We start from the raw sequence: 25,005 nt of genomic DNA, 5'->3' as shown, positions 1-25,005 counted from the left end.
CACTGTTTCTCCTAGCGGGACGCAGGCGCGGTCCGGAGCGCGTCAAGCGGTTGCTGAAGCCGACCGTTGAGACCGATTATTTCCTCGAGCGGCTTCATCACGTCGCCCTGGTGGATGGCACGAATAGGTCGGCGACAGCCTGAAGGGCAGCCCGGCGACCTTGCTGCAGCGCCCGCTCGCGGGATCACGCCACGTCACGTTGCTAGCGGCTAACGGTGATTTCCAAGGTTTCCAAACACTATCGGCAGGTCCGCGCGACATTGGACGCGGGAACGCTTAAGCCCAAGGCTTCCGCGATCACACCATAGGCTAACGCGATCATGCAGTACACAATACAACTACAAGCGGTCGATTCCTTAGGGATGTAGCCACTCCGAAAGCCCGCCGCGGGTCGCTCCCGTGGCGGGCTTTTCATCGATCGGGTTTCGGGCTTCCATCAGGATGGCCTTGGGTAGACCGTCAGCGTCCCTTCTTGACCTTCGGCGCAATCTCTTCAATTCGCACCTTGTCCCCGATTTCCTTGGCCAAAGCGAAGGCCTTCTCCTTGTCCTTCGTTGACAGGACTGTGCGCCAGTGAGGTTTCTCGAACACGCTCACAACATAGGTCGGCACCGGCTTGTCAGTCATCCTTCCGGCCTTCGGAAATGGCCGGTGCGGTGGATGCTTGGGTGAAGCGCGCCGCACCGGCCACTGTAATAGCGGAAAATCCCCCGCGCTGATAAGTCTATATTATATTAGAGGTCGCACAATTAAGACTGAAGTCCTTGTTTCGCCGGCCCTAAAGGCCCGCTCTCGCGGTGTACGGGCTTCGCGCAAAAAACCGACCGGCTTCCCGGCGGATGACGGCGAAAATGCAGCCACGACATCGTCATGGAGCGGGAGTTCGAGCGCAATGATCCCGGCGCTGGCGCACCCTGATCTCGATTGCGCTGGCAAGCCGGGGAGACTGCGAACGAAGCGAAAGCGGGAGTGGCCGGCGGACGGCCACAACGAGATGTTGGCGCGACCGCAAAATGTATCGTTTTACACAATTTCCAATTGCTGGACTCGCGCGATGCATCGGTAGTTTAATTTTTGCATCGAGCCAAGGAGTGGAAGGTCGCGAACTGGGAGGAAGTAGGCATGGGTTTCGAATTCGACATCCGCCATCCATCTGACGATCAGCCGTACGAAATCACCTCTTTCGCCCAAAAGTACGGCCTGACGATCCCAATTGCGGATGCCATGCTTTTCGCCAAAGGGCCGTCGCGGACGGCATGCGACGCTGCCGCATTGGCCTTCCTCTGCGCTATCGCCGCACAAGCCAAGAAACAGAGGGCTCAATAGGCCTGCCAGCACTGCGACACTACCGCCTCGGGCCGAAAGCGGGGTTGGCGTCCACCAGGGCGCGAATTGGCCAGACGTCCCGTCCATCACCAAGGCGACGCCGCGAGTCGCAGCTATCTCTGCGACAAGAACCTACAAATCCGCATAAGGCCAACCAACCGGTAGACTGATTGGCGCTCTCAAGGAGCCGAGACAGAGCGTGCGTATTCTGGCGCAACTCACAGGGAGTGGCTCGCGCAGCAGCTGAGTTCATTCGTGGGTTTCGCGCGAGCCATTTCAGTGCCGTCTCGATGATGGCAACATCCTCGGGCCGCGCCTACGCCGACGGAATCGGCCGCCGAAATACCGTGACGAGCAAATAGAGGGGGCCTTCTCTGGTGTCTTTTGCGAATGCAACGGTCGTTTAACGCGATATCGAAGGTCGGAGCGCAGAGCAGCTGGCTGCCGAACCTGGTACAGATGCGCCCCTTACTCAATTGGGCGATGCAGCTTACGCTCTATTTGGTACTCACCACTGCTGATCGACTTTGGTAGGCTCACGCCGTGAGCTTTGTCTGCGCGTCGCGAGCTTTGCGCAGCGCGTGGTCGGTGAGAGTCATGGAGGTCCAGTCATGGATCATGTCCAGACATCCAACGCGGATTGCCACAGCCCTGCACTCTCCGGTGGTATCCGAAGATTCTCGGCCGTGGCGGCGTTGTTTCATGACTCCCGGAAGAGGTCACGCGGCGCTGCGATAAGCCTTATCCCGTTCTGCCTGATCCTGCTATTTGGCGCCCCAGCAAAGAGTCAATCGGAGACTGACGACAGGCTCGCCCCTCAAGACACTGTCGAGCTAAAGGTCTCGGGGTGGGATGCCTTGCGAGGCGGCATCACGGAGGGCGTAGAGCTCAACGGTGCTTTTACGATCGGTGCAACCGGGACGCTGGATCTTCCGGGGATTGGGCACGTTCCGGCTGCGGGTCTGCGTGAGAGTGAATTGGCAAGGCTGATTACCGATCGCTTACAGGCCAGAAGTGGTTTCGACACCCGTCCCGTCATGACCGTGCAGCGCACGCAGTCGGCAGCGTCGTCGGGCGGCGCCAAAGCCGAGGGGCACCCGGCTGGGGCGCCGCCAGACGTGAGCGGTTCTCGCCCATTGGTGGAGGCTGCCGCGACCGGGCTAGGAGGGGAACGATCCAAGACGGACGCGTCACTGCATGAACTATCGGCCGTTCGCGAGGAGCTTGAGGCCGCTCGCCAGCAGGCGTCTGCAGATCGTCAGTCTGCAGACAGGGTCGAGCGGGTTCTTCGCAGCGAACTGGACGCGGCGCGAGACGAACTTGATGACATGCGGCGCGTCACAGCCGACGCAGGCGTGCGTGAGCGTGCGGTCGCCGAGGCGACGACTCTTCAAGGACAAGCCCTTGAAGACCAGAAGCAAAGAGCCGAACGGCTCGCGCAGGGTCTGGCTGTGGCGCAGCGCGAAGTCGAAAGCTTGCAAGTCAAAGCCGCCCTCGCGATCCGCGAAAAGGCCGCCGCACTCGGCGCGCACCAGGCTGCGGAAGCTTCCCTGTATGGAGCGAGACGCGCGCTTGACGAGGGGCGGGAGACGATCGAACGCCTCGAACGCGATCTTGCCGCGACGCAACAATCTCTCGACGCTCTTGAGGCCAACGGAAAACTGGCTGCCGCTGCACAAATGGCAGATATTCAGGACCGCCAGGCTGCTGAGGCCGCTGCAAAGCGAGCCGGCGAAGCGCTGGCATTGGAACGTGGGAGAGCAGATGCTCTCGGGCGCGATCTCGATGCCACTCGCCAGGATCGCGACGCGGCAAAAGAGGAAGTCGCCCGGCTCTCTGCTGCTTTGGGGCAACAGCGCGAAAGGGCCATTGGCCTGACCCGCGACCTCGTTGCGGCGCGCAACGAAACCGACATCCTGAAAGCTCGCACTACGCCTCGCGATCAGCGCATCGAGCCTGCTCCCAAAGCGCCTGCCGGTGATCGCGCAGGCCCCCGTACCAGTGCACTTACAGGGAAACGGGCTAGATCAGCCCATGAGCCCGAGGGGCGAGAAATCCGCAAAGTGGCGGTCCGCAAGTCGCCGCAACCTGTTCGGCTGACGACGATTGGCCTTCCCGCCGCGTTGCTCCCGACGCGGGCGCCATTGCGCACGGCACAAGGATTATGGTGATGCGCAAGTATCCAGCTGCCGTATTGGCGATCGCAGTTGCGATCGGGCCTGCTTCGGCTCTTGCTGATGGCCTTGGAGGCAAAGTCGGTGGTATCGGGGTCGGCGCCCGTGTGGGCGGCGGCTCGAACGGCGCCTCCGTCGGTGTTGGCGCGAGCGTCGACGGTGTCGGAGGAGCAAACGTTGGAGGGTCGGTCGGCGCGAGCGAGGGATCGGCGGGCCTTGGAGGCAACGTCGGTGGTATTGGGGTCGGCGCCGGTGTAGGCGTCGGTTCGAACGGCGCCTCCGTCGGTGTCGGCGCGAGCGTCGACGGAATCGGGGGAGCCAATGTTGTAGGCTCGGTCGGCACGAGCAACGGATCGCTTGGCGCCAACGTTGGAGGCGGTACCAACGTCGGCGGCGTAGGCGGCCTTTCGGCAAGCCCCAGTGCTGGAGACGAATCCGCCGGTGCTGGCGCCGCTCCGGGCAGTACGGCAAATAGTCGAGCGAGCGCGGCGTCGGGGGCTGCCACAGGGCCAGCGAGTGTCAGCGCCGGCAAGAAGAAGGCCGCCATAGTCGTGACCAAGGGCGTGCGACACGCAGTAGCCCTGCCGCGCAGCCTCCGGCCTTCCAAAGGTGGTCGCGACAGGCAAAGCACCACAGGTTATCCCTTACGGCCTCAGGCGCCGTTAAAGGTGATACCTGGCACCCCGCCCGCCGTGGTTCGCGTCTGCCGTCAGGCGATCATGTCGGCTGCGAAGCCACTTGGTGCCGTGAGTGTGCACGCAGCCAGCGCAGGTACCCTGCGCCGGCACCGTCGCGGTGCCCTCACCGCACCAATCGAGGTGCGCATAGACTATGCAAGACAAGGCGGCATCGAAGTTCGACAGGCGCGGGTTGGATGTCGCCTCGACGCGGCGGGACAGGTCGTCGCGGTGACATAGGTTTGACGAACCTGGCGGGTGTCCGACGTCTCACTACCAGACGATAGGGCCGCGTCCATTCGCCAAAGCGTCCGAACATCCGGCTTGCCTGCTCGTAGCGCTCAGGAGTGGCATTGACACATGCGCGGCTCCGGTCCCAGCCGGCCCTGACGGCTCGGCGGAGCGCACTGCGCGATCCTAACCAGGTGTGTTCGCCTTGACGACCTTTTGGCATTCCGGCGTCAGCTCGCTGAAATGTTCCGTCAGACATTGAATGACGCGGCCGCCGCCTGGCTCCACGCCTTTGCAGAATTTTTCGAAGTTCGCTTGGCAAGCCTCACGTTCGGCCGCTGTCTGCGCCTGAGCCGCAAGCATCTGAACGGCTAGGAAAACCACGCTCAAGGCAATTCGCATGACAAACCCCTCCAAAATGGCTAACATTCAATCAAAATACCGTGAAGTGTTGAGGGGGGTCAAATGCTTTTGGTATCGCGCATTGCGCTGGCCGTAACTTTGCTTGCGGCGACGGCACTGCTTTCAGCATGCAACAAGCAAAATGCCTATGTCCCGCCGCCGCCGCCCAAGGTCGACGTGGCGCTGCCGCTCAAGCAGACGGTAACGCCCTATCTCAACGAGACGGGGAATACGGCCGCCATCAATTCGACGCCATTGATTGCCCGGGTGGCGGGCTTCATCCAGGAAATAGACTACAAGGACGGCGACCGCGTCAAAGCGGGCACCCGACTGTTCCTTATCGAGCCTGAACCTTACCAGTTGGCGCTTGAACAGGCCCAGGCTGGCCAGACGTCGGCCGATGCCTCCGTCAAACAGTCCAGCGCCGACCTGAAGCGGCAACAGGATTTGCTCGCGCAGAAGGTAATTTCGGCGTCCACGTTGGACCAGTCTGCCGCTGCCGCTGCGGTCGACGTGGCCAAGCAGCAGCAGAACGCCGTTGACGTCAAGCAGGCGCAACTCAACCTGAGCTACACCGAAGTCAAGGCGCCATTCGACGGCATCGTCACCGCCCGCCAGGTATCGGTCGGCGAGTTCGTAGGCACTGGCAGCACTTCCGACCTCGCAACGATCGTCCAGATGGATCCGATATACGTCAATTTCAATGTCAGTGAGCAGGATGTGCAGCGGATCCGGGCTGAAATGGCCAAGCGTGGTCTGACAATGCAGAGTCTCAAGAAGATACCGGTAGATGTCGGCCTGCAGACCGAGACTGGATATCCGCACAAAGGAACGCTCGACTATGCAGCGCCGGCGGTATCTTCCTCAACGGGCACGCTTCTGGTTCGCGCCGTCTTGGAAAACAAGGACAATGCGCTGCTGCCCGGCTATTTCGTCCGACTGCGCATCCCGCTCGGCGAGCAGCCGGACATGTTGCTCGTACCGGATCGTGCAATCAGCAGCGACCAGAGCGGCCGCTATGTGCTTGTCGCCGGAAAGGACGACACAGTCGAGCAACGCGGCGTCGAGATTGGCCAACTGGTCGGCGAGTTGCGCGTCATTACCTCCGGCCTGACAGCGGAAGACCGCGTCGTCATATCTGGCTTGCTGACAGCCCTGCCGGGCCAGAAGATCGAACCGACCGTGAAGACCCTCCAGCAAACTCCGGCCAATGGTGCTGGCCAATGATCTCCAAATTCTTCATCGAACGACCCGTTTTGGCGAATGTCATTGCCGTCCTTATCGTCGTCGTTGGCATCGTCTCGCTCTTTGCGTTGCCGGTAGCGCAATATCCCGACGTGGTTCCACCGACCGTTTCGGTAACCACCCGTTATCCGGGCGCCAGCGCGCGCACGGTCATCGACACCGTCGCACTGCCGATCGAGCAGCAAGTCAATGGCGTCGAGAACATGCTCTACATGCAGTCCTTCGCTGCCTCCGACGGCAGCTACAACCTGACCGTCACTTTTGCCATCGGTACAGATCTGGACCTGGCCCAGGTGCTTGTTCAGAACCGGGTCTCTGCCGCCATGGCCGGGCTGCCCCAATCAGTGCAGGTGCAGGGCGTCAACGTGCAGAAGAAGTCGACCTCCATCCTCGAGATCGTGACCTTGACTTCGCCTGACGGAAAGTATGACAGCCTCTATCTCAGCAACTACGCGACTATCAGCCTTAAGGACGAAATCTCGCGGTTGCCTGGCGTCGGCAATGTCAGCGTGTTCGGCGCTGGTCAATATTCCATGCGTGTCTGGCTCGATCCCGAAAAGATGCTGGCGCGCGGCTTGACCACGCAAGATGTCGTTCAAGCACTTCAACAGCAGAGCGAACAGGTCACAGCAGGTCAGATCGGCGCCCCGCCGGCGCCGGACGACCAGTCCTTCCAATATTCGATCGAAGTGTCCAGCCGCCTTGACGATCCCGACCAGTTCGGGGCCGTTGTGGTCAAGACAGGCGCCAATGGCGATATGACGCGTGTTCGCGATGTCGGGCGGGTTGAACTCGGTGCGCAAACCTACGGACAGTTCTTCAACCTCGACGGCCAGCAGGCCGCGGGCATGGCCATCTTCCTGGCACCCGGCGCGAACGCGCTCGATGTGGCCAAGAGGGTCGCGTCCAGGATGGAAGAACTGGCGCGTGCCTTCCCGCAAGGCATAGTTTACGCGATACCGTTCAACACGACGAATTTCGTCAGCCAGGCGATCAACGAGGTCTACAAGACGCTGTTTGAGGCGGCGGTGCTGGTTTTGATCGTCATTCTCGTCTTCCTGCAGGATTGGCGGGCAATGCTGGTTCCGGCGACGACCGTACCGGTCACCATCATTGGCGCGTTCGCGGCGATGGCGGCGCTCGGCTTCTCAGTCAACCTTTCCACCTTGTTCGCCATCGTGCTCGCCATCGGCATCGTCGTCGATGACGCCATAGTCGTGGTCGAGGGGGCCGCCCACAACATGGAACGTGGCATGTCGAGCCACGACGCCGCCATTGCCGCCATGAAGACATTGTTCGCGCCGATCATCGGCATCACGTTGGTGCTGCTGGCGGTGTTCCTGCCGGCGGCCTTCCTTCCCGGCCTTACAGGCCGGATGTACGCGCAATTCGCGCTGGTGATCGCGGCGACCGCGCTGATCAGCGCCGTCAACGCCGCGACATTGAAGCCAACGCAATGCGCGACATGGCTTAGGCGTCCCGTACCACCGGAACAGCGCAACGTCTTCGCGCGCGGCTTCAATGCGGTCTACCAGCGTGCCGAGAATGCCTACGTCCGGTTGATCGGAGGGATGGTGCGTCATAGCGCCGTAACGGGTGTGGTCGCACTCATGATCATCGGCGCGGCCGGCTACGGCATGTCGCGCGTCGCCACCGGTTTCATCCCGATCGAAGACCAGGGTTACCTGCTCGCAGCGGTTCAGCTGCCTGACGGCGCCTCGCTTGGTCGCACCCAGGAAACGCTGCAGCAGGTTTCGAAGATCGCCAAGGCAACACCTGGGGTGGAGACGGTGGTCACCATCGCCGGGCTTTCGGCCCTAGACAACAATTCGACGCTAGCCAACGCTGGCGTCGCCTACATCATTCTCAAGGACTGGGATCTGCGCGGCAAGAGCGAAAACCTAGCTTCGCTCTACGCCACTCTCAACAAGAATCTGTCGGGCATGGCCGACGGCGTTGTTCTGGTGCTTCCTCCGCCACCAATCCAGGGCATCGGCAACGCCGCCGGCTTCACACTGCAAGTCGAGCTCCGCGACGGCAGTTTCGACCTCTCGAAGCTGCAAGGCTCCGTCAGTGCGATCGTCAAAAAGGCCGAGACACAGTCGGGCATCCAGCGCGTCTCGTCATCGTTTCGCGCCAACGTCCCGCAGTACAAGGCCGAGATCGACCGCGACAAGGTGCAGGCCCTCGGCCTGACCACAGACCAGGTATTCCAGACGCTCGCCGGTTATCTCGGCTCCAGCTACGTGAGCCAGTTCAACAAGTTCGGGCGTGTCTTCCAGATCTATGTGCAGGCTGACGCCCAGTTTCGGTTGACGCCGGAGGAGATCGGCCGCCTTACCGTCCGCAACAACAACGGAGACATGATCCCGCTCGGAACCGTGTTGACGATTGAACCCAGCGTCGGTCCATCGCTGATCAGCCTGTACAATCTCTATCCTGCCGCGTCGATCGTAGGCGTGCCCGCTGCAGGCTTTTCGTCAGGTGACTCAATCAAGCTGATGGAGGAGATTGCCGCGGATACCCTTCCGCCCGGTACTGGCTCCGATTGGACTGCGCTGTCTTTCCAAGAGAAGCTCGTTACCAATCAGGTTTACCTGGTGTTCGGAATGGCACTGTTGCTTGTCTACCTGGTTCTTGCCGGCCAATATGAGAGCTGGCTCGCTCCGATCTCAATCCTGCTCGCCGCGCCGCTGTCTCTGGTGGGGCCGGTCTTGGTGCTCAATAGCCTTGGCATCGACAACAATCTCTATGTCCAGATCGGCCTCATTCTGCTCATAGCGCTGTCAGCCAAGAATGCGATTCTGATCGTCGAGGTCGCACGCGAACTGCGTGCCGCCGGCACACCTATCGTCGTATCGGCGATCGAAGCCGCACGTGCCCGCTTCCGGCCCATTCTGATGACATCGTTTGCCTTCATCCTCGGCGTGGCGCCGCTGGTGTTCGCCACCGGCGCCGGTGCGAGCGCACGAAAGTCGATCGGCATCACGGTCTTTTCCGGCATGCTCGCTTCGACCTGCCTGGCCATTCTTTTTGTGCCATCCTTTTTCGTCATCCTGCAACGATTGGAGGAACGACGCTCCGGACGCACGAAGAAGAGCGAGGCCACCCCAACGCTCGTCAAGTAACGATACAATCAAAGCTGGATGGCGCGCCGGCTGCCTGTCGTCGCTCGCACTGGATATGCCAGGGACGTCGACCATCAACGGCCCATGCGAACAGGCTCAGCCGACCCTGACGACAAAATGCTTCGTCACCGTTTCGATGATCTTCCAGGTTCCCTTGAAATCGGCTTCCACCACGAAGGCGTCGCCGGGGCCTACCTCGACCGGTGCGCCGCCATCGGGGGTGATGATGATGCGGCCGGCGATCATGTGCACGAACTCGTAGTCGGTATAGGTCGCGTGATAGGTGCCTGGCGTCGCCCGCCACGTGCCAGAGATCACCTTGCCGTCCTCGGTCGTGTGCTGGACGGCGGTTTGCATGGTCGGCCTGCCTTCTACCACGATCCATCCGGCCAGATCGCCAGCGTCGGCCTTTTCGACTGCGCCGAATTTGAGGATTGTCTCGCGTGTCATGGCTCCGGCTCCGTTTGATTGGCTCAGGCGTCAGTTGCCTGGACGGTCAGATAGCGGATGCTCCTGACGCCGGCAACCGGCCGACACCATCAGGAAGCTCGCGCCGCATGCGCCTCGAGCATGCGGCGGGCGCTTTCTTCGTCGGTGATCAGGATCGTCGGGGCGATCAGGGTCATGGCGCCAAGCAAGGCTTCGATCTTCTCCTCGCCGCCGGAGGTCAGGATGCGGATCGGCGCCTTGCGCAGACGGTCGACATCCACCGACATCACGTGGCTGTTGACGGGGTGGTCGACCAGATCGCCATTGCGGTCGAAAAAATGGAACAGAAGGTCGCCAACGGCGCCACGCGCAAGCAGGGCCTCCCGATCCGCTTCCTTGAGAAAGCCGCCGCGAGAGAAGGTGGTGGCCGAGGCGATGCCGCCGACGCTCAGCAGAACGGCATCGAGCACGTTGGCCATTTCAAAAACCTCCTGCAGGCCGCAGCGCTCGACCAGCGCGATCTTGGTCTCGACGCTGTCGACGACGGCCGGCGTCGGGATCAGATAGCCGTCGCCCTGGAAGATTTGGGCGAAGCGCCAGGCGAACTCGGCCGGGTTGAATCGACGCACGACGCCGACACCGCCGAGCAGCGAAATGACCTTGAAGTCGGTCAGCGACTTGGCGCTGATGAAGGGCAGGCTTGAGAACAGCGTCCTGCCCCAGCCGACGCCGACGCGCATGCCGGACTTCATCGTGTCGGACAGGAAGCTGCCGGTCTTGGCGCTGATCGCCGGGGTCGGGTCGGCATTGGGGGCGGAAAGCGGCGCCACCAGCGCCTGTTGCAGCCCGAAGGTCTTTTCCAGCGCCCGCTCCAGCCGCACGATTTCCGACAATTCGCTTTCGATGCTGATCTTCACCTCGTTGCGCGAGCGGGCGTCCGCCAGCATGCGCACGATGGTGACGCGGCCGACGCCAAGCACGTCGGCGATCTCGTTCTGCGTCATCTGCTCGACGAAATACATCCATGCGGCGCGAATCCTGAGACGATCCGTCCGGCTTTCGCTGGCGACCTGCTCGGGCGTCTCGCTTCCACCTCGACGATCGTCGGTTTCGCTCTGTCGTCGCCTGCCCAAATTCGTCCCTCCCCACGGCGATGGACGAGCGCGCCGTCGCCGATTCTGCATGCTGGTCTAGTATCGCCTATTGATCTACCAATCGATAGGAACAATCTAGAAGTGGCGGCTGCCTTCTGTTGGCGGCCATCCGCAGCAATTCGAGGCGATTGGCAATGCTCCGACAAATCTCCGAAGATGTCCGCGTCAATCTGAAAGACCGGTTGCGGGAAGTTCGTGAAATCATTCGCCAAAGCCGCCATGACGGCAGCGGCGACGCCAGTGTCGTGCGCGAAGCAACCAGCCATCTGCCGCCATTTCCAGGCAAAGGCATCGAAGGCCTGCTCAGCCATGCCGCAAGTGCCTTCGACGAAGCGCTGTCGATTGCCGAATCCTTTGTCCCGCATGAGCGCCCGATCAAGGTCGACGGCACCACCGTAAAAGGCCTCGCCACCTATTTCCCGGCCGGGAACGAAGATCGCCAGTTGAGCGCGGAGCGCCTGTTCCGGCGCGACATGTATTATCTGACCAAGGCGGTGCTGGCCGGCCTGAACATCGACAATGCCCGCATCCACGAAGCCGATTTTGCCGCCGTCCATGCCACGATGCGCAAGCGGCATGGCGATCTGCTGGCCGCCTTGGTCGCGCCAGGTGCTGGGCTTCCGGCGATCGCGGCCACCTGTTCGGCGCTGCTGGTCGAGTGTCTCAACCAGCGCCCCGTCCACTTTGCCGAAACGCCGGAAACGCCGGCGATCGGTGACCGGACGCTCGACATCAGCTGCCTGGCGCCGCTCGTTCTGGCCTGTGGCCTGGCAACCACCGGCAGGGACGGCCTGCCGGAGCCGGATATGCTGGAGATTGCGATCCTGGCAGCTGATATCCGCCATGACCGCATTGTTCAGGCCTGCGCCAAGGCGAGCCCGGTCGACGAACTGACACCCGTCTTCGCCACCTTGCTTGCCCATTTGCCGTAACGGCCCAGAACTCGGCTAGGCGGCACCTTCGGCGGCCATGGCCATGATCGCCTTCTTGGCGCGCTGGATCGAGGCCGGGCTCATCGACAGCTCGGTCAGCCCCATTTTGACGAATGTTGCAATGAGATCGGGGCGGCCGGCCGCTTCGCCGCACATGCCGACCATGATGCCGGCGGCGACGCCGGCTTTGGCCGTCATTTCGATCGCCGACATGACGGCCGGATTGGTGACATCGTTGAGCTTGGCCACTGTCGGGTTCAGCCGGTCGGCGGCCATGATGTACTGGGTCAGGTCATTGGTGCCGATCGAGAAGAACGCCACCTCCTTGGCCAGCGCCGGGGCAATCAGCACGGCGGCCGGGGTCTCGATCATCACGCCAAGATCGAACGCCGCATGCGGCACGCCTTCGGCTTTCAGCTCAGCCGCGCATTCCGCGACCAGAACCCGCGTCTGCCTGACCTCGCCGATGTCGGCCACCATCGGCAGCATCACCTTGACGTTGCCATGCACGGCCGCCCGCAGCAGCGCCCTGAGCTGGCGCTTGAAGATGTCGGGCCGGTCGAGGCACATGCGGATGCCGCGCCAGCCCAGAAAGGGGTTTTCCTCGTCGGGAAATTCGATGCCGGCGATCGGCTTGTCGCCGCCGATATCAAGCGTGCGCACGATGACCGGGTACGGCGCGAAGGCCTTAGCCAGCGCCGCATAGGTCTCGGCCTGCATATCTTCCGAGGGAAGGTGCATATGGCGCATGAACAGAAGCTCGGTGCGGAACAGGCCGACGCCCATCGCGCCGGCCTCCTGCGCCGCTTCGATTTCCTCCAGCGAGCCGATATTGGCCGCGACCTCGATCACCTTGCCATCGGCCAGCTTCGGCGTCACCGTCTTGAAGATGGTCAGCCCGGCGCGTTCCTGCGCCGCCGCTTCGACACGGCCGGCGAATTCGGCGCGGGTCGCCGCGTCAGGATCGACGATCACGCGGCCGCTGTTGCCATCGAGGGCCACTTCGCGCGCCGTGCGCAAAGCATTGATCTGGTCGCCGAGGCCGAGCACCGCTGGAATGCCGTGCGAGCGGGCGATGATGGCGATGTGCGAGGTGGCGCCGCCATGGCCGCACACCACCCCGCCGATGCGCTTCAGCGGCGCGCGCGCCAGGTCCCAGGCGCCGATGTCGTCGGCGATGAGGATGGCGCCTTGGGCGATGGTTTCGAGGCTGATGTCGTCCTGCCCGAGCAGCACGAGGCAGATCTGCCGCCCGACCGCATGGACATCATCCGCCCGCGCGTTGAGATAGTGATCATCGACCGCGCTGAAATCGGCGGCGATTGTGGAGGCGGCGGTGATGACCGCTGAAACCGCGTCGTTGCCGCCGTTGATCAGGCCCTCCGCCTCGCCGGTCAGGCTGTCGTCGGCAGCGATGTCCCTGAGCGCGGCGATGATGCCACGGTCGCCGGCCGACAGACTGTCCTGCTCCAGTGCCCGGTCCATGCGCGCCTGGACTGCAGCGACGGCGGCGCGGAACCTGTCGATCTCGCCGGCGATCTCCTCAGCCTGCAACCTGCGGCCTTGTCCGGCGATATCAGGTGGGAAATGCGCGAAGGCCGGCCCGATGGCAAAACCTTCGCTTGCGGCCACGCCGCGCAAGCCGGTGGTTGCGCCGGCAACAGCAGGCACAGAGTCCAACGCGGCAGCAGCGTCCTGACCCGTATTGCCGGCCGGCGGCGAGTCCTCGTCGTCAAGGCCCGCCTTGGGATTTTCGAGATAGCCGATCAGCGCCTCGATGGCCTCGATGGCGTCGGCGCCGTTCGCCCGCACGGTGACTTCCTGGTTTTCCTTGACCGCCAGCAGCATCAGCTTGACCGAGCTCTTGGCGCTGACCGCCTTGCCGTCCTTGACCAGCTCGACATCCGATTCGAAACCCTTGGCGAGCTTGACGAACCGCGTCGCGGGACGGGCGTGCAGACCTTCATGCACTCTGACGATGGTCGAGCGTTCCATGGCAAATACTCTGGTCCTGGGCACCGCCAACATCGGCGGCGACGCGAATGCTGTCAGGCGGCGATGGTGATGACCGCACCGGTCTTGAGCGCAGCCACGAGCGCTTGCGCATCGACCTGCGAGGCGCAGATCTCGCCTGGCCGCTCGGCCTCGGCAGCGCCGTTGAACGAGATGACGACATGGCCCATTTCCAGCACCTTGCTCCAGGCGCTGGAACCGACCGCGGTAATAGTCGCGGCAACCGGGCCAAGGGTGATCGACGCGCCCTTTTGCGGCGCGCCGTCGCTGGGTCCGTGCTCCGTCTTGTGGAGCACGGAAACCTCGGCAAGTTCCGGCGGCGAGCCATCCGCAAACAGGATGACCACGCCCCCTTCGGCAAGATCCGCCACTTCGGGTCCGATGGCAGTGACCCGTGTTCTCAACAGAACCGTCATATGGCGAACCTCATTTCCTAACTTCTCTAAGAGCGATTCACTGTTTCACGAAAACGGCGAACCGCTCTATCCCTTTGTTTGGTGGAATTCCGGACGGAAAACCGTCTCACACTTTTCCTGGAACTGTTTCAGAATACGATCAGGCTGACGATCCAGGCGATCAGCACCGAGACCGGGCCCATGATCTGGCGGCTGATGAGTACTGCCGGAACACCGATCTCGATCGTCTTCGGTTTGGCCTCACCGAGCGCCAGGCCGACGGGAACGAAGTCGCAGCCCACCTGGGTATTGTAGGCAAACAGCGCCGGCAGTGCCATTGCCGGCGAAATCGTGCCGTTGGCGATCTGCGGACCGATGATGGCAACGCCGATGACCTGTGCAATGACCGCGCCTGGCCCGAGGATGGGCGACAGGAACGGCAGGCCGCAGATCGCCGAGATGATCAGCAGGCCGACAATGTTGTTGGCCAGCGGACCCATCGGCTGCGCCAGCACATCACCGATGCCGGTGTAGAGGATCAGACCGATGAGCATGGTCACGAAGGCCATGAACGGCAGCACGTTGCGCACGACTTGGTCGATGGTACGGCGCCCGGCATTGAAGAAGATGCCGACGACACGGCCCATGACGCGGCCGATCGAGCTGATCAGGCCGATCACGCCGCCCTCGCTCGGCAGCGGTTGTGGCGCCGCCGCCGCGTTGTTATTGCCTGGATTCATCGATCCTGCTCCCCCTGCAGTGGTGACCGCTTCGGATCCGTCCGCCATTGTGATGTTGGCAGGCTTCACGCCCGAAACGTAGATGTCCTCGGTGATGAACTGGGCGAGCGGCCCAGACTGGCCGACCGGCGTCAGATTGACGGTCGGGATACGCTTGCGCGGATAGACGCCGCACCGTGCGGTGCCACCGCAATCGACGACGACAACCGCCATCTCGCTTTCGATCGGCGGCGCCTTGAAGCCGTCGACGGCTTCGGCGCCGGTCATATCGGCAATGAGCTGCGCCACCGGATGAATGCCGCCACCGGTGACGGAAACAACCTTGCTGCGCTGTTCGGTCGGCTCGATCACCAGCGGACCGCCCCAACCGGTTTTGCCCCGGGAGATTTGTACGGCTTTGTATGTCTTGGCCATGATGTCCTCCCCGCCCTTACAGCTCGACGCCCTGGCGGCGTGCCATGATGGCAGTGATGCGTTCGGTCAGCATGCCCTTGAGCAGGATGACGACGAGGCCGACGATGGCATACCAGATCGCCACCTTGACGTGATAGCCGGCGACGACGGCGCCCTTCTTCTCCAGTTCCAGCAGCGCGACCAGAATGCCACCCCAGACGAAATACTCGCCGGGATTGATGTGCGGGAACAGGCCGAGCGGCGGGTGCACATAGGACACGGCCGCGTCATAGAAGGCGGGCTTGTGCTTCTCTTCCAGGAACGATCCGAACGTATAGGCCATCGGATTGGTGAGGAAGAACACCGCCAGCAGCGGCAGCAGCGTGTAGCGGGTCAGCGCGATCCTGCCGGCGCCGCGCGCCAGGCCGTGCACGCGCTCTTCGCCGACCAGTTCGGTGACTGCGTAGAAGGCCGTCATCAGCACCACCAGCGTCGGAATGATGCCGGTGACGAAGCCGGCGAAGACCTCGCCGCCCTTCTGGAAAATACCGATGAAATACTTGCCGATGGCGGTCAGCCAGCCGAGCTGCTCTTCCTGCTGGACTTCCTTCAGCTTTTCCTTGAACTGATCGACGGTGATCGGTCCGCTGTCCGCCTGTGCGAGGACAACGAGATGGTCGGAGGCATGCTCTACCGCGAGCTTGCCATGCAATGCAGCATCCGAGACCATGGCACCTGCGACATGCAGATTGTTCACGGCCATGTCGGCATGCTGCGCCAACAACGAAAATACAGACATTTCTCCTCCTTATGCCGCCCGCCGGTTGATCCCAGTCGGTGCGCGGCGTCCTCTCTCTAAGCCCTTGCTACGTTCAAACCGGACAGGCCCGGCTTCTTCCCCGGCTCCGACCGTGTCTTGTCGATCTGTTCGATCGCCCGCTTCACGGCCTCGGCCACACCGGGTTCCCCCTCCCCCATGATTGCAGGGTTGGACCGGACTCGATCGAGGGGAACGCCCTCGAATTCTTCATGTCTCTTGAACTTGGTGAACACGGAACGGCCGCTCATCACCATCAGGCGGCGCACGACCAGGTCAGGCGTCACCACGACCAGCGCGATGGTGCCTTTGGCCAATCGACCGCGAAAATTGCCGGCTCCGACGAAGCCATCCTTGTACCGGTCGGTGACACCCCTGAAGACATCCGAATAGTGCCGCATCTGCAGCCAGACGCCGAGCGACTGCAGCGCCCAGACAATAACCAGCAGAAGCAGTCCCCACTGCCAAATCGCCATTCGGTTCTCCTCCCGAAGCCTGTGTTGAACCGCACCTTGGACCGACACGTGACAACAGCAAAGTGAGAACATTTGTTTCCGCGAATGTCAATATGTATGATATTGGGCGTGACCTCGGTCATCCACAGGCCGTCAACCGATTTCGGCGGCGGCGCCGTTGTGCTAGCCTGGCTGGGAACAGGATACGAGAAACATGGATCTGCCCTTCAGGGACGAATTGGCGCTGATGCCCGACCTTCGCCACCGGTTGCGGCAGTTGCGCTGGTTCCGCGCCACCTTCCGCGGCAGCGCCAAGGTGGTGTCGGACACGTTCGGCGTGCGCTTTGAAATCGATGAAGCGAAGCTCACTAGGGCCTTTCTCGACTGGGTCGAGGTCATGGAGGCGCAGAAAGGCTTCGCCGCGGTCGACCGCGCCGACTTCATCGTCTTTGCCGCCGGCCTCGTTTTGCGCGAACTGATCAGGCAGGCGCCGGCACGGGAAATCTCCGGCCTCAGCCAGTTGATTGAAACGGATTCGAATGCCGGCACGCTGGAAATCATCCGTTTCTGGCCGGAAGGGTTCCTCTACACCAACTACTGCGTCTCGGTGATCTCGGCGATCCACGAGCAGGAATTCGGCAATGCGCCAAGCATCGACAAATGCGCCGACGACCTGCGCACATGGTGGTCCTATCGCGAGAACGTGACCGAGATGCCAGCCTACGCAGTGGCTTTCCTCGACCGCTTTCTCGGCGCCGAACCGAACTGGATCACGCCCGATCGCGCGCAGTCCCGGCAGGCCATGCAACGGGCACTCGGATCCGCGCGTGCCAGCGATGCCATCCGCCGGCTTTGATTGCCCCTCGGTTTCGAGCCTCCAGGCATGCGGCTGTCAAAGCAAGCGCACTATTGAACATCTGACTTTTTGCCGATAGCGATGTGCGAAATCGACTCGGGAGAAAAGCGCGTGGCGCGATCAAGGCCTATCATTTTCGATTGCGACGGCGTTCTTGTCGACAGCGAGCCTCTGGCCGCCCGCGCTTATGAACGCGTCTATGACAAGCATGGCATGCCTGGGGTTCACGGCGGTATCATCGCCCAATGCATCGGTATGAAGCAGTCCGACATCATCGCCAAGATCAGGGATTTGACCGGTCACCAGTTTCCGGCGGCTGCGGACGGCGACATCTGGGCCGAGACCAAGATCCTGTTTTCGCAGGAGTTGAAGCCGACCCCCGGCATCACCGCGTTTCTGGAGACGCTTTCGGGCGACCGCTGTGTCGCCTCGTCATCCTCCGTCGAGCGCATAAACCACAGCCTGACTGTGACCGAACTGGCGCGGTTTTTCGGCGATGCGATCTACAGTTCCTCGATGGTCAAACGCGGCAAGCCCGCGCCTGATATCTTCCTGTTCGCCGCCGACAAGATGAGCGCTGAGCCGGCAGACTGCATCGTCATCGAGGATTCGCCCTTCGGGATAGAGGGCGCGGTCGCCGCAGGCATGACGGCTATCGGCTACACCGGTGGCGGCCATACCTATGCGGAGCACGGCGCGCGACTGACAGCGGCAGGTGCCGATTTCATCTGCAGCGATTGGCAAGAAGTTAGCCGGCAACTGGCCGGGCTCGGTGTGCCGGCCTAATCTATCAGCGAACAGGCAGTCCGAGGCGAACCCATTCGCTGGGCGGGATCGCCGGCCCGACGCGGAAGGTGAAGGACAAGACCCTCGTCGCATCGGTGTCGACCTGGCACCGGAAGCCCAGATGGTACCATTTCGTCGTTGCGCGGAAAGCGACATCCGGGGCGTCGAGGACATTGCCCACCTTCAGCGGAACACTTGGGATCAGGTCGGGGAAATAAGAGGCATCCACCAGTTGCTGCTGCAACGCGCTGGCGCAAAGTTGGGCAATACGCTTCTCGCGAGGCACCCCGCCCATCGCGCTCGTAGCCAGCGCATCGCCGGTAGCGCCCTGCGAGTAGAGCCTGTGAACCCCCGGAAGGCCCGAATAAGCCCGCGAAGCACTAGCGGCGGTATCCGTGGAATTTGGCCTCCCGGCGCTCTCGCTTCGGGACCTGGAGACCTTCCCAGGGCCGGGCTTCGGCGCATTTGCGGGTTTGGGCTTCGGCGCTTCGGTTGACGTGGGAAGCTCGATCTCACCGTCGTCGGCAGCCAAAGGCGGTGGCGCCGCTTCTGTCTGCTTGTCGGGTCCGTTCGCTCCCGCCTCTTCCTTGTCCGCCTGCTGTTTATCCATATCCTGGCTCGAAGCTGCCTGTTTCGCCTGTTCGGGCTCGGCGTCCTTCGCAGCGTCTACCGGCTTCTCGTCGACTTTGGTTGAATCTGGCCGCCCCTCGGCGACCGCCGGGGTGGTGGATTGGCTCTCTGCAGGCTTCGGCACGACAGGCGGCTTCGAATCGTGCTCCTTGGCCGGCGAAGGCGAGGTGTCTTGAGCGCTGGCCCCATCCAGGGATTTCCTGGGACCGGTGTCCTTGTCGCCAAACTGGAAAACCGGCTTCAGGACCTCGACTTTCGAGGGCTTTTCCGGCGCCGGTGGCTTTTCTGCTTTCGGTTCCGGCGGTTTTTCAACCTTCGGTTCCGGTGGCTTCGGAGGCGGCACCGGAGCAGGTTTCGGTTTTGGTTGCTCGGGCGGAGGCACGAGCGCGACATTGACCGCCTGCTCCTCCTGCGGCTGTTGGGAAGGCCTAGGCACGTTGTAGACCACGAGCGCTGCGACGAGCGCGTGCAGGATCAGCGATGCGGGCAAGGCCCACAACAAATTCCGGCGCCGGTCTCGTGTCTCGTCCTTCATTCCTTCCGATGTGGAATGAAAAAGCGGCGGCTTCAAGCACAGCCACTGTATTGGCGCCGTTTAGCCGCTGACAGCTTGTCGATTTGGATCACCACACCCAGGGCAGCCCGGCCAAGGCGCTGGGGCAGCTCAATGAGCGGCTACCCACGATCCGATCCATCAAGACCGGAGATCAGCCAGTTCGCCGCCGCCAGGATGGGTGCCGATCCGGCCGACTGCATCGTCATCGAGGGTTCGTCCTTCGGCATCCAGGGCGCGGTTGCCGCCGGCATGACGGCGGCTGGTGCCGATTTCGTCTGCGCGGACTGGCAAGAAATTAGCCGCGCTTGGCGTGCCGGCCTAATTTAGCGGATACTTAGTGAATCCACGGCTGGCCCATTCGCCAGGCGGGACTAATGACCCCACACGGAAGTTGAAGGATAGGACCCTCGTCGCATCGGCGTCGACTTCACATCGGAAGTTTAGATCGTACCAAGTGCTTCTGGTGCTGAAGGCCGCTTGAGTAGGGTTGAGAACATTGCCTTTGTCCAGCGTGATGGTTGGCACCCATTTGACCGAATAGTCGGCGCTTTGCAGTTCCTGGCTCAGAACATTGCCGCAAAGGGTGGCCACGCGCTGACCGCGCGGCACATTCTCCATGGAGCTTGTGGCGAAGGCATTGCCGGTTGCCCCCTGCGAGTAAAGCTTTCTGACGCCCGGAAGGCCGGAATAGATTGGCGATCCTGCAACATCGTTGTTGGTGGGATTTGACCTTCCAGCATTCCCGATCGGCGCTTTGAAGGCTCTTGCGGGTTTGAACGTCAACGTCTTGGCAGGTTTGGGCTTTGCCTTTCCAGTCGAGGCGGGAGGCGCTGGCTTACCACCAGTCTCAGCCGCCAATGGCTTTGGCGTCACAACCGCTTGCTTTTCGGCGGGTTGCGGTGCGAGCTCCTGTTTGTCCGGCTGCTGTCTGTCAGCGTCCTCGGTCGCCTGCTTCTCCTCGTTTTGCGCGGGTTTGGCGTCCGGCGCGGCGGCCTGCCGCGTTTCCTCGCCTTGCGCGGGCTTTTCGTCCGGGGCAACGGTGGCCGGCTTCTCGTCAGGCTTGCTGGGCTCTGCCTTCTGCTGTGGCGTTGCAGCCGGGGCCGGCTGTGTCGGCGCGGGTGTCGGTGTTATAGGCGGCTTCGCCGCCTCATCCTTGGCCGGTGATGGCGTGTTGGGTTTAGCGCTGCTTCCGTCGAGCGATTTCTCCGGTCCCGTATCTTTCTGGCCGTACTGGAAAACGCGCTTCAGAACATGCTCGTCTGGCGGTTTCGGGGGCTCCGGAGGCGGCTTTTGTTCAGGCGGCTTTTCAGCCTTCTTTTCAGGTGTCGGCTCCGGTGGCTTTGGAGCAGGTTTCTGCTTAGGCTTCTCGGGCGGCGGCACAATCGCGACATTGACGGGCTGTTCCTGCTGATCCGGCTGCTGCTCGGATCTCGGTACGCCAAAGAACAAGAACGCTGCGATCAAAGCATGCAGGATCAGCGATGCGGCCAAGGCCCATCGCCAACTGCGAAACCACTCTCGTATCTTGCCGTTCATTGCGCCCGATGTGGAATGAAATAGCGGCGGCTTCAAGCACAGGCACTGTATTGGCGCAATTTAGCCGCTGACAGGTTGGTGATTTCGATACCCGGCGCAGCTGCTGCCGGCGAGACCGGTGCGGCCTTTTCCCCCCGGTCGCCGAGCAGGTCGAGCATCATCGTCATGCCGCCCCCGTCGCCGGGATGAGCCATCCGGATCGTATCCGCAAACGCGCCTGCGCGCCGCGCTCCAGCATCACCGGATCGGGCTGTTCGAAATGCAAGGTGAGGTCGAGGCTGGCGGAAGGCGCAAATTCGATGCGCGCCGAGCCACCTTGGTAGATCACCCGCTTGACGAGGCCATCGAAGCCGGGACCGTCCGGTACCACCTCGAGATCGGCTGCCCGGCAGCAGATCTTTGCGCCGGTGCGAGGCCGCTCGCCCGTCCGGCAGCGAACGACCAGCTCGGTGCCGAGAACCCGGACCTTGCAGTGACCGGCCTGCTCTGGGCTCAGCACATCGGCGGGAAGCAAGATACCTTGCGAAATGAAGGACGCCACCATTTCATTTGCCGGCTCATGATAGAGCTGACGCGGCGTCGCCAACTGCACCAGGCGTCCATGATCCATCACCGCGATGCGGTCGGCCAGCGCCATCGCTTCGGCCTGGTCATGGGTGATGTAGACGATGGTGGTGCCCGTGCGCTTGTGAAAGGCGGCGAACTCATCCTCCATCGAGGCTCTCAGATGCACGTCCAGATTGGCGAGCGGCTCGTCGAACAGCACCAGCGACGGCGCGGCGACAAGGCAGCGCGCCAGCGCCACGCGCTGACGCTGGCCACCGGAGAGATTGGCCGGCCTGCGTTCGCCCAGCCCCTGCAGATTGACCAAAGCAAGCGCGTCCTCGACCTTCTGGCGCGCAGCAGCCTTGTTGAGCTTTGCCACCTTGAGCGAATAGCCGATGTTCTCGGCGACCGTCATGTGCGGCCACAGCGCATAGTTCTGGAAGACGATGCCGACGCGCCGCTTTTCCGGCGCAACGCTGCCGCCCTTGCCGGACATGACCTCATTGCCGATGCGGATCTCGCCTGACGTCACCTTCTCGAACCCTGCGACGAGCCGCAGCAATGTCGTCTTGCCGCACCCGGAGGGGCCGAGCACGGCCAGGAATTCGCCGCCGCCGACATCGATCGATACATCCTTGACTGCGTCGAAATCGGCAAAGCTCTTGGTCACATTGTCCAGGGTCAATCGCGCCATGGCAGCACTCCGCCGGGAAAGTGTGGGGCAAGCAGATTGGTCGCCAGCATCAGCACGAAGGTGACCGCCACGGTGATGACGGACATCGCCGCCGCGTAGCTGGAATCGCCGCCCTGCTCGAAGGAAAACATCACCACGCCGATCGTCTCAGAGCCCGACGACCAGAGCAGCGCCGAAACAGTGAGCTCGCTGAGCGCCGTCATGAAGATCAGCAGGCCACCGGCGATTGCCGCCGGCGCCACCAGCGGAAAGATGATCGTGCGCATGCGCAGGAACAGCCCCGCACCGGCCACCTGGGCCGCTTCTTCCAGCGCCCGGTCGATCTGGTGAAAGCCGCTGATGGTCGGCCGCAGCGCCAGCACCAGGAAACGGGCGACGTAGGCATAGAGGATGATCCAGACGGTGTTGTAGAGCTGGATACCGGTGAGCGGGATCGGCCGCAGGAACAGGAGCAGCGAGGCGATTGCCAGCACCACGCCGGGCAAGGCATAGGGCAGTTCGACCGACAGGTTGAGCAGTCGCACCCAGCGCTGCTTGCTCCAGGCAATAAGGTAGCCGATCGGCACGGCGACGACGACCGCGAAGAAGGCCGCCGCGATCGACAGCCAGAAGCTGTTGAAGAAGGCGCGGCTGGCCGCGTCATGCTCGAACAGCACGAAACGATAATTGTCGAGCGTTGCCGTCCTGGCGGTGAGAGCAATGCCGTAGCCCGGCACCAGCGACGTCAGCACCAGCCCGAACAATGGCAGGAACAGCACCACCACGATCAGCAGCCACATGCCGGCCTGGACGGCAGGTCGCCAGCGGCCGAGTTCGTAGGGCTCGGCCGGCAGCGACGTCGAGCTGATGCGATAATCGCGGCGGCGGCTCACGACCTCCTGCGCGAGAATGCCAGCCATGGCGATGATGCCGATCAGCACTGACAGGAACGCGGTTTCGCCCAGCACCGCAGGGCCGCCGCCGGCCAGCCGCTGATAGATCAGCGTCGGCAGCACGAGATAATTGGCGGGAATGCCGAGAAAGGCAGGGATACCGAAATTGCCGACGCAGGACACGAAGGCAAGTGCCGCGGCCGCCATGATCGACGGCGTCATCAAAGGCAGCACGACGGTGACCAGCACGGTGAACCAGCCGGCGCCGCCGGCGCGCGCCGCCTCGACCAGTTCGCGCGGCAGCTTGCGCAGACCGGCGCGCACCAGCAGGAAGACCAACGGGCCGTATTGCACACCGAGCAGCAGGATGATGCCCGAGGTGGAATAGAGCGGATTTCTGGTGCCGAGCGGCGGTGCCGCACCGAACAGCTTGAGGAACGGACTTGCCGGACCGAACAGTTGCAGCCAGGCGAGCGCGGTCACCTGCGGTGCGATCATCAATGGCATGACGTAGCAGAGCACCAGCGCACTGCGGCCGCGTATGTCGGTCAGCGTGATGAGGAGAGCCACCAGCGTTCCCGACAGCACCGCAAGCAAGGTGCCGCCGATGCCAACGATCAGCGTGTGCCAGGTCGCAATCCAGGTCGCCGGACTTCTCAATCCGGCTTCTATCGCCATGCCGGACAAGGTGCCGCCGGGTGCCACGATCTCCTTGATGAGGCGCAGCATCGGCAGCAAGGAAAGCAGGGCGATGACGACGGCCACCATCGCCGTCAGGGCCATTTCCTGGCCCCGGCTTTCCCTGATCCGTGTCGACATGATTGCGTTTCCTGGGATCTGTCAGCGGTCCGGGATGCCACTTCAACGGCATCCCGCCGCGATTGTCGGGCTCAGCCGCCGAACAGTTCCGAGAACTTCGCCTTGTCGGCGTCGGTGGTGGCGACGATCGCCTCGGTGTCGAACGGCATCACCTTGACCTTGACGCCTTCCGGCATCCATTCGGGGCGGCCGACCGAGGCGCGCGCCGGCAGATAACCCATCGACAGCGCCAGCTTCTGGCCTTCGTCGGAAAGAATAAAGTCGACGAACTTCTTGGCGCCGTCAACATTCTTGGCCGTCTTCATGATGGCGACCGGTTCGGTCACCGCCGGCACGCCTTCGCTAGGGAACACGAATTCGACCGGCGAACCCTTCTTCTTGGCGTTCATCGCCATGAAGTCGACCAGGATGCCATAGGGCTTCTCGCCGCTCGCCACCGACTTCAGTACGGCGCCATTGCCGCGCACGCTGACGGTGTTGTTGGTCTTCAGCTTCTGGAAGAAATCCCAGCCATAATTGGTGTCGCCGACGAAGCCGGAGAGCAGGTAGGCGGCCGCACCCGAATAGAGCGGGCTCGGCATGACCAGGCCGTCGGCATAGGCCGGCTTGGCGAGATCGGCCCAATGCGCAGGCTTTTCAGCCGCCGCGGTGTTGTAGACGATGCCGGTGGTGATCAGCTTGCTGCCGAAATAGGTCTTGCCGGCGTCATAGGCATCCGCCTCGATGCCATCGAGCTTCGCCTCGGAATAGGGCAGCAGCCGGTCGTCCTTCTTCAACAGCTCCATGCTGACCGCGTCGGCGATCAAAAGCACGTCGGGCTGCGGGCTGCCAGCGGCGAATTCGGCTGCCATCTTGGTCAGGATGTCACTCGTTCCTGAACGATAGATAGTCACGTCGATACCGGGCTGCGCCTTCTTGAAGGCATCCACGGTCTTGACCGCATCGGCTTCCGGTTGGGATGTGTAGAGCGTCAGCGTTTCAGCACCGGCCACGCCGGCAAACAAAGTTGCCGCGAGTGCAAGCTGGCTGGCCAGCAGCTTGATGAATAGCGTCTTCATGAGACCTCCTGTCTGTCTGTGCATGAGCGGTCCGGCGCCTTGGCCGGTTCCCGTCTCCCCTCCCTGCACGGCGCATATGACTGGTGGATGACAGCGCGCATGCCCGGCCCGATCAGGCAACGGCTTCGCGCGGAATGCTCT

The 25,005-nt window shown here is 62.5% G+C and carries 23 protein-coding genes; 8 read left to right on the top strand and 15 right to left on the bottom strand.

Translation table 11 applies throughout. The features are described 5' to 3' along the window. Nucleotides 1-459: 459 nt before the first annotated feature. Nucleotides 460-627, bottom strand: coding sequence for a hypothetical protein (locus AC1D08_RS17030; RefSeq protein WP_167392245.1), 168 nt, complete (start codon nt 625-627; stop codon nt 460-462). A 495-nt stretch (nt 628-1,122) separates the two neighbouring features. Between AC1D08_RS17030 and AC1D08_RS17025 the strand changes: the two genes are divergently transcribed. Both AC1D08_RS17025 and AC1D08_RS17020 read left to right on the top strand, forming a co-directional pair. Continuing rightward, nucleotides 1,123-1,326 (top strand): hypothetical protein, encoded by a 204-nt coding sequence (locus AC1D08_RS17025; RefSeq protein ID WP_095089588.1) that lies wholly within the window; start codon nt 1,123-1,125, stop codon nt 1,324-1,326. A gap of 611 nt (nt 1,327-1,937) precedes the next feature. Continuing rightward, a complete protein-coding gene (locus AC1D08_RS17020; RefSeq protein ID WP_457154125.1) occupies nt 1,938-3,497 on the top strand; it encodes a polysaccharide biosynthesis/export family protein in 1,560 nt (519 codons plus the stop codon). Nucleotides 3,498-4,594: 1,097 nt separating this feature from the next. On the opposite strand, the gene AC1D08_RS17015 is transcribed toward AC1D08_RS17020, so the two are convergent. Beyond that, complete coding sequence (locus AC1D08_RS17015) at nt 4,595-4,810, bottom strand: cysteine rich repeat-containing protein (protein WP_095089594.1); 216 nt, start codon at nt 4,808-4,810, stop codon at nt 4,595-4,597. 63 nt (nt 4,811-4,873) lie between these two features. Between AC1D08_RS17015 and AC1D08_RS17010 the strand changes: the two genes are divergently transcribed. Next, entirely contained in the window at nt 4,874-6,037 is a 1,164-nt protein-coding gene (locus tag AC1D08_RS17010) for an efflux RND transporter periplasmic adaptor subunit (RefSeq protein WP_477227808.1), read from the top strand. Continuing rightward, nucleotides 6,034-9,183: an efflux RND transporter permease subunit gene (locus AC1D08_RS17005; protein WP_477423597.1), complete on the top strand. Its 3,150-nt coding sequence runs from the start codon at nt 6,034-6,036 to the stop codon at nt 9,181-9,183. The genes AC1D08_RS17010 and AC1D08_RS17005 overlap by 4 nt, the downstream gene beginning before the upstream one ends. Before the next feature lie 96 nt (nt 9,184-9,279). On the opposite strand, the gene AC1D08_RS17000 is transcribed toward AC1D08_RS17005, so the two are convergent. Both AC1D08_RS17000 and AC1D08_RS16995 read right to left on the bottom strand, forming a co-directional pair. Continuing rightward, the gene (locus tag AC1D08_RS17000; RefSeq protein WP_457151129.1) at nt 9,280-9,633 is read right to left on the bottom strand and encodes a cupin domain-containing protein; all 354 of its coding nucleotides are present in this window, start codon (nt 9,631-9,633) and stop codon (nt 9,280-9,282) included. A gap of 89 nt (nt 9,634-9,722) precedes the next feature. Continuing rightward, nucleotides 9,723-10,745, bottom strand: a complete 1,023-nt coding sequence (locus tag AC1D08_RS16995; RefSeq protein ID WP_477423596.1) for a sugar-binding transcriptional regulator — start codon at nt 10,743-10,745, stop codon at nt 9,723-9,725. Between the two features lie 155 nt (nt 10,746-10,900). Here AC1D08_RS16995 and AC1D08_RS16990 point away from each other — a divergent pair, with 155 nt between their 5' ends. Beyond that, the gene (locus AC1D08_RS16990) at nt 10,901-11,698 is read left to right on the top strand and encodes a hypothetical protein (RefSeq protein ID WP_457151131.1); all 798 of its coding nucleotides are present in this window, start codon (nt 10,901-10,903) and stop codon (nt 11,696-11,698) included. Between the two features lie 15 nt (nt 11,699-11,713). Here AC1D08_RS16990 and ptsP read toward each other — a convergent pair whose 3' ends face one another. The 5 genes from ptsP to AC1D08_RS16965 form a co-directional block, all read right to left on the bottom strand. Continuing rightward, a complete protein-coding gene (gene ptsP / locus AC1D08_RS16985) occupies nt 11,714-13,693 on the bottom strand; it encodes a phosphoenolpyruvate--protein phosphotransferase (RefSeq protein ID WP_457151132.1) in 1,980 nt (659 codons plus the stop codon). Nucleotides 13,694-13,746: 53 nt separating this feature from the next. Beyond that, a complete protein-coding gene (locus tag AC1D08_RS16980) occupies nt 13,747-14,127 on the bottom strand; it encodes a PTS glucitol/sorbitol transporter subunit IIA (RefSeq protein WP_457151133.1) in 381 nt (126 codons plus the stop codon). A gap of 128 nt (nt 14,128-14,255) precedes the next feature. Next, nucleotides 14,256-15,260, bottom strand: coding sequence for a PTS glucitol/sorbitol transporter subunit IIB (gene srlE, locus AC1D08_RS16975; protein ID WP_095089213.1), 1,005 nt, complete (start codon nt 15,258-15,260; stop codon nt 14,256-14,258). 16 nt (nt 15,261-15,276) lie between these two features. Next, nucleotides 15,277-16,038, bottom strand: a complete 762-nt coding sequence (gene srlA, locus AC1D08_RS16970) for a PTS glucitol/sorbitol transporter subunit IIC (protein WP_457151134.1) — start codon at nt 16,036-16,038, stop codon at nt 15,277-15,279. Nucleotides 16,039-16,094: 56 nt separating this feature from the next. Then, nucleotides 16,095-16,532: a transcriptional regulator GutM gene (locus AC1D08_RS16965; RefSeq protein WP_457151135.1), complete on the bottom strand. Its 438-nt coding sequence runs from the start codon at nt 16,530-16,532 to the stop codon at nt 16,095-16,097. A 193-nt stretch (nt 16,533-16,725) separates the two neighbouring features. Here AC1D08_RS16965 and AC1D08_RS16960 point away from each other — a divergent pair, with 193 nt between their 5' ends. Further along, nucleotides 16,726-17,367, top strand: coding sequence for a hypothetical protein (locus AC1D08_RS16960; RefSeq protein ID WP_477299875.1), 642 nt, complete (start codon nt 16,726-16,728; stop codon nt 17,365-17,367). A 111-nt stretch (nt 17,368-17,478) separates the two neighbouring features. After that, on the top strand, nt 17,479-18,153 hold the full coding sequence (locus tag AC1D08_RS16955) for an HAD family hydrolase (protein ID WP_457151137.1): 675 nt from the start codon (nt 17,479-17,481) through the stop codon (nt 18,151-18,153). Nucleotides 18,154-18,157: 4 nt separating this feature from the next. On the opposite strand, the gene AC1D08_RS16950 is transcribed toward AC1D08_RS16955, so the two are convergent. Beyond that, nucleotides 18,158-19,318 carry a DUF930 domain-containing protein gene (locus tag AC1D08_RS16950; RefSeq protein ID WP_457151138.1) on the bottom strand — a complete coding sequence of 387 codons (1,161 nt, stop codon included), beginning with the start codon at nt 19,316-19,318 and terminating at the stop codon, nt 18,158-18,160. 132 nt (nt 19,319-19,450) lie between these two features. Here AC1D08_RS16950 and AC1D08_RS16945 point away from each other — a divergent pair, with 132 nt between their 5' ends. Further along, nucleotides 19,451-19,666: an HAD family hydrolase gene (locus AC1D08_RS16945; RefSeq protein ID WP_457151146.1), complete on the top strand. Its 216-nt coding sequence runs from the start codon at nt 19,451-19,453 to the stop codon at nt 19,664-19,666. Here AC1D08_RS16945 and AC1D08_RS16940 read toward each other — a convergent pair. The 5 genes from AC1D08_RS16940 to AC1D08_RS16920 form a co-directional block, all read right to left on the bottom strand. Further along, complete coding sequence (locus tag AC1D08_RS16940) at nt 19,658-20,875, bottom strand: DUF930 domain-containing protein (RefSeq protein WP_457151139.1); 1,218 nt, start codon at nt 20,873-20,875, stop codon at nt 19,658-19,660. The genes AC1D08_RS16945 and AC1D08_RS16940 overlap by 9 nt on opposite strands. Nucleotides 20,876-20,907: 32 nt before the next feature. Next, on the bottom strand, nt 20,908-21,042 hold the full coding sequence (locus AC1D08_RS16935) for a hypothetical protein (protein WP_457151140.1): 135 nt from the start codon (nt 21,040-21,042) through the stop codon (nt 20,908-20,910). After that, the gene (locus tag AC1D08_RS16930; protein WP_457151141.1) at nt 21,039-22,115 is read right to left on the bottom strand and encodes an ABC transporter ATP-binding protein; all 1,077 of its coding nucleotides are present in this window, start codon (nt 22,113-22,115) and stop codon (nt 21,039-21,041) included. The genes AC1D08_RS16935 and AC1D08_RS16930 overlap by 4 nt, the downstream gene beginning before the upstream one ends. Beyond that, a complete protein-coding gene (locus AC1D08_RS16925) occupies nt 22,103-23,806 on the bottom strand; it encodes an ABC transporter permease (protein WP_457151142.1) in 1,704 nt (567 codons plus the stop codon). The genes AC1D08_RS16930 and AC1D08_RS16925 overlap by 13 nt, the downstream gene beginning before the upstream one ends. 71 nt (nt 23,807-23,877) lie before the next feature. Next, entirely contained in the window at nt 23,878-24,864 is a 987-nt protein-coding gene (locus AC1D08_RS16920; protein WP_457151143.1) for an ABC transporter substrate-binding protein, read from the bottom strand. Nucleotides 24,865-25,005: the final 141 nt, after the last annotated feature.

The organism is Mesorhizobium sp. P2_E6 (assembly GCF_056403835.1).
The sequence above is the reverse complement of the archived record's forward strand: the minus strand, read 5'-3'. Positions and strand labels throughout refer to the sequence as shown.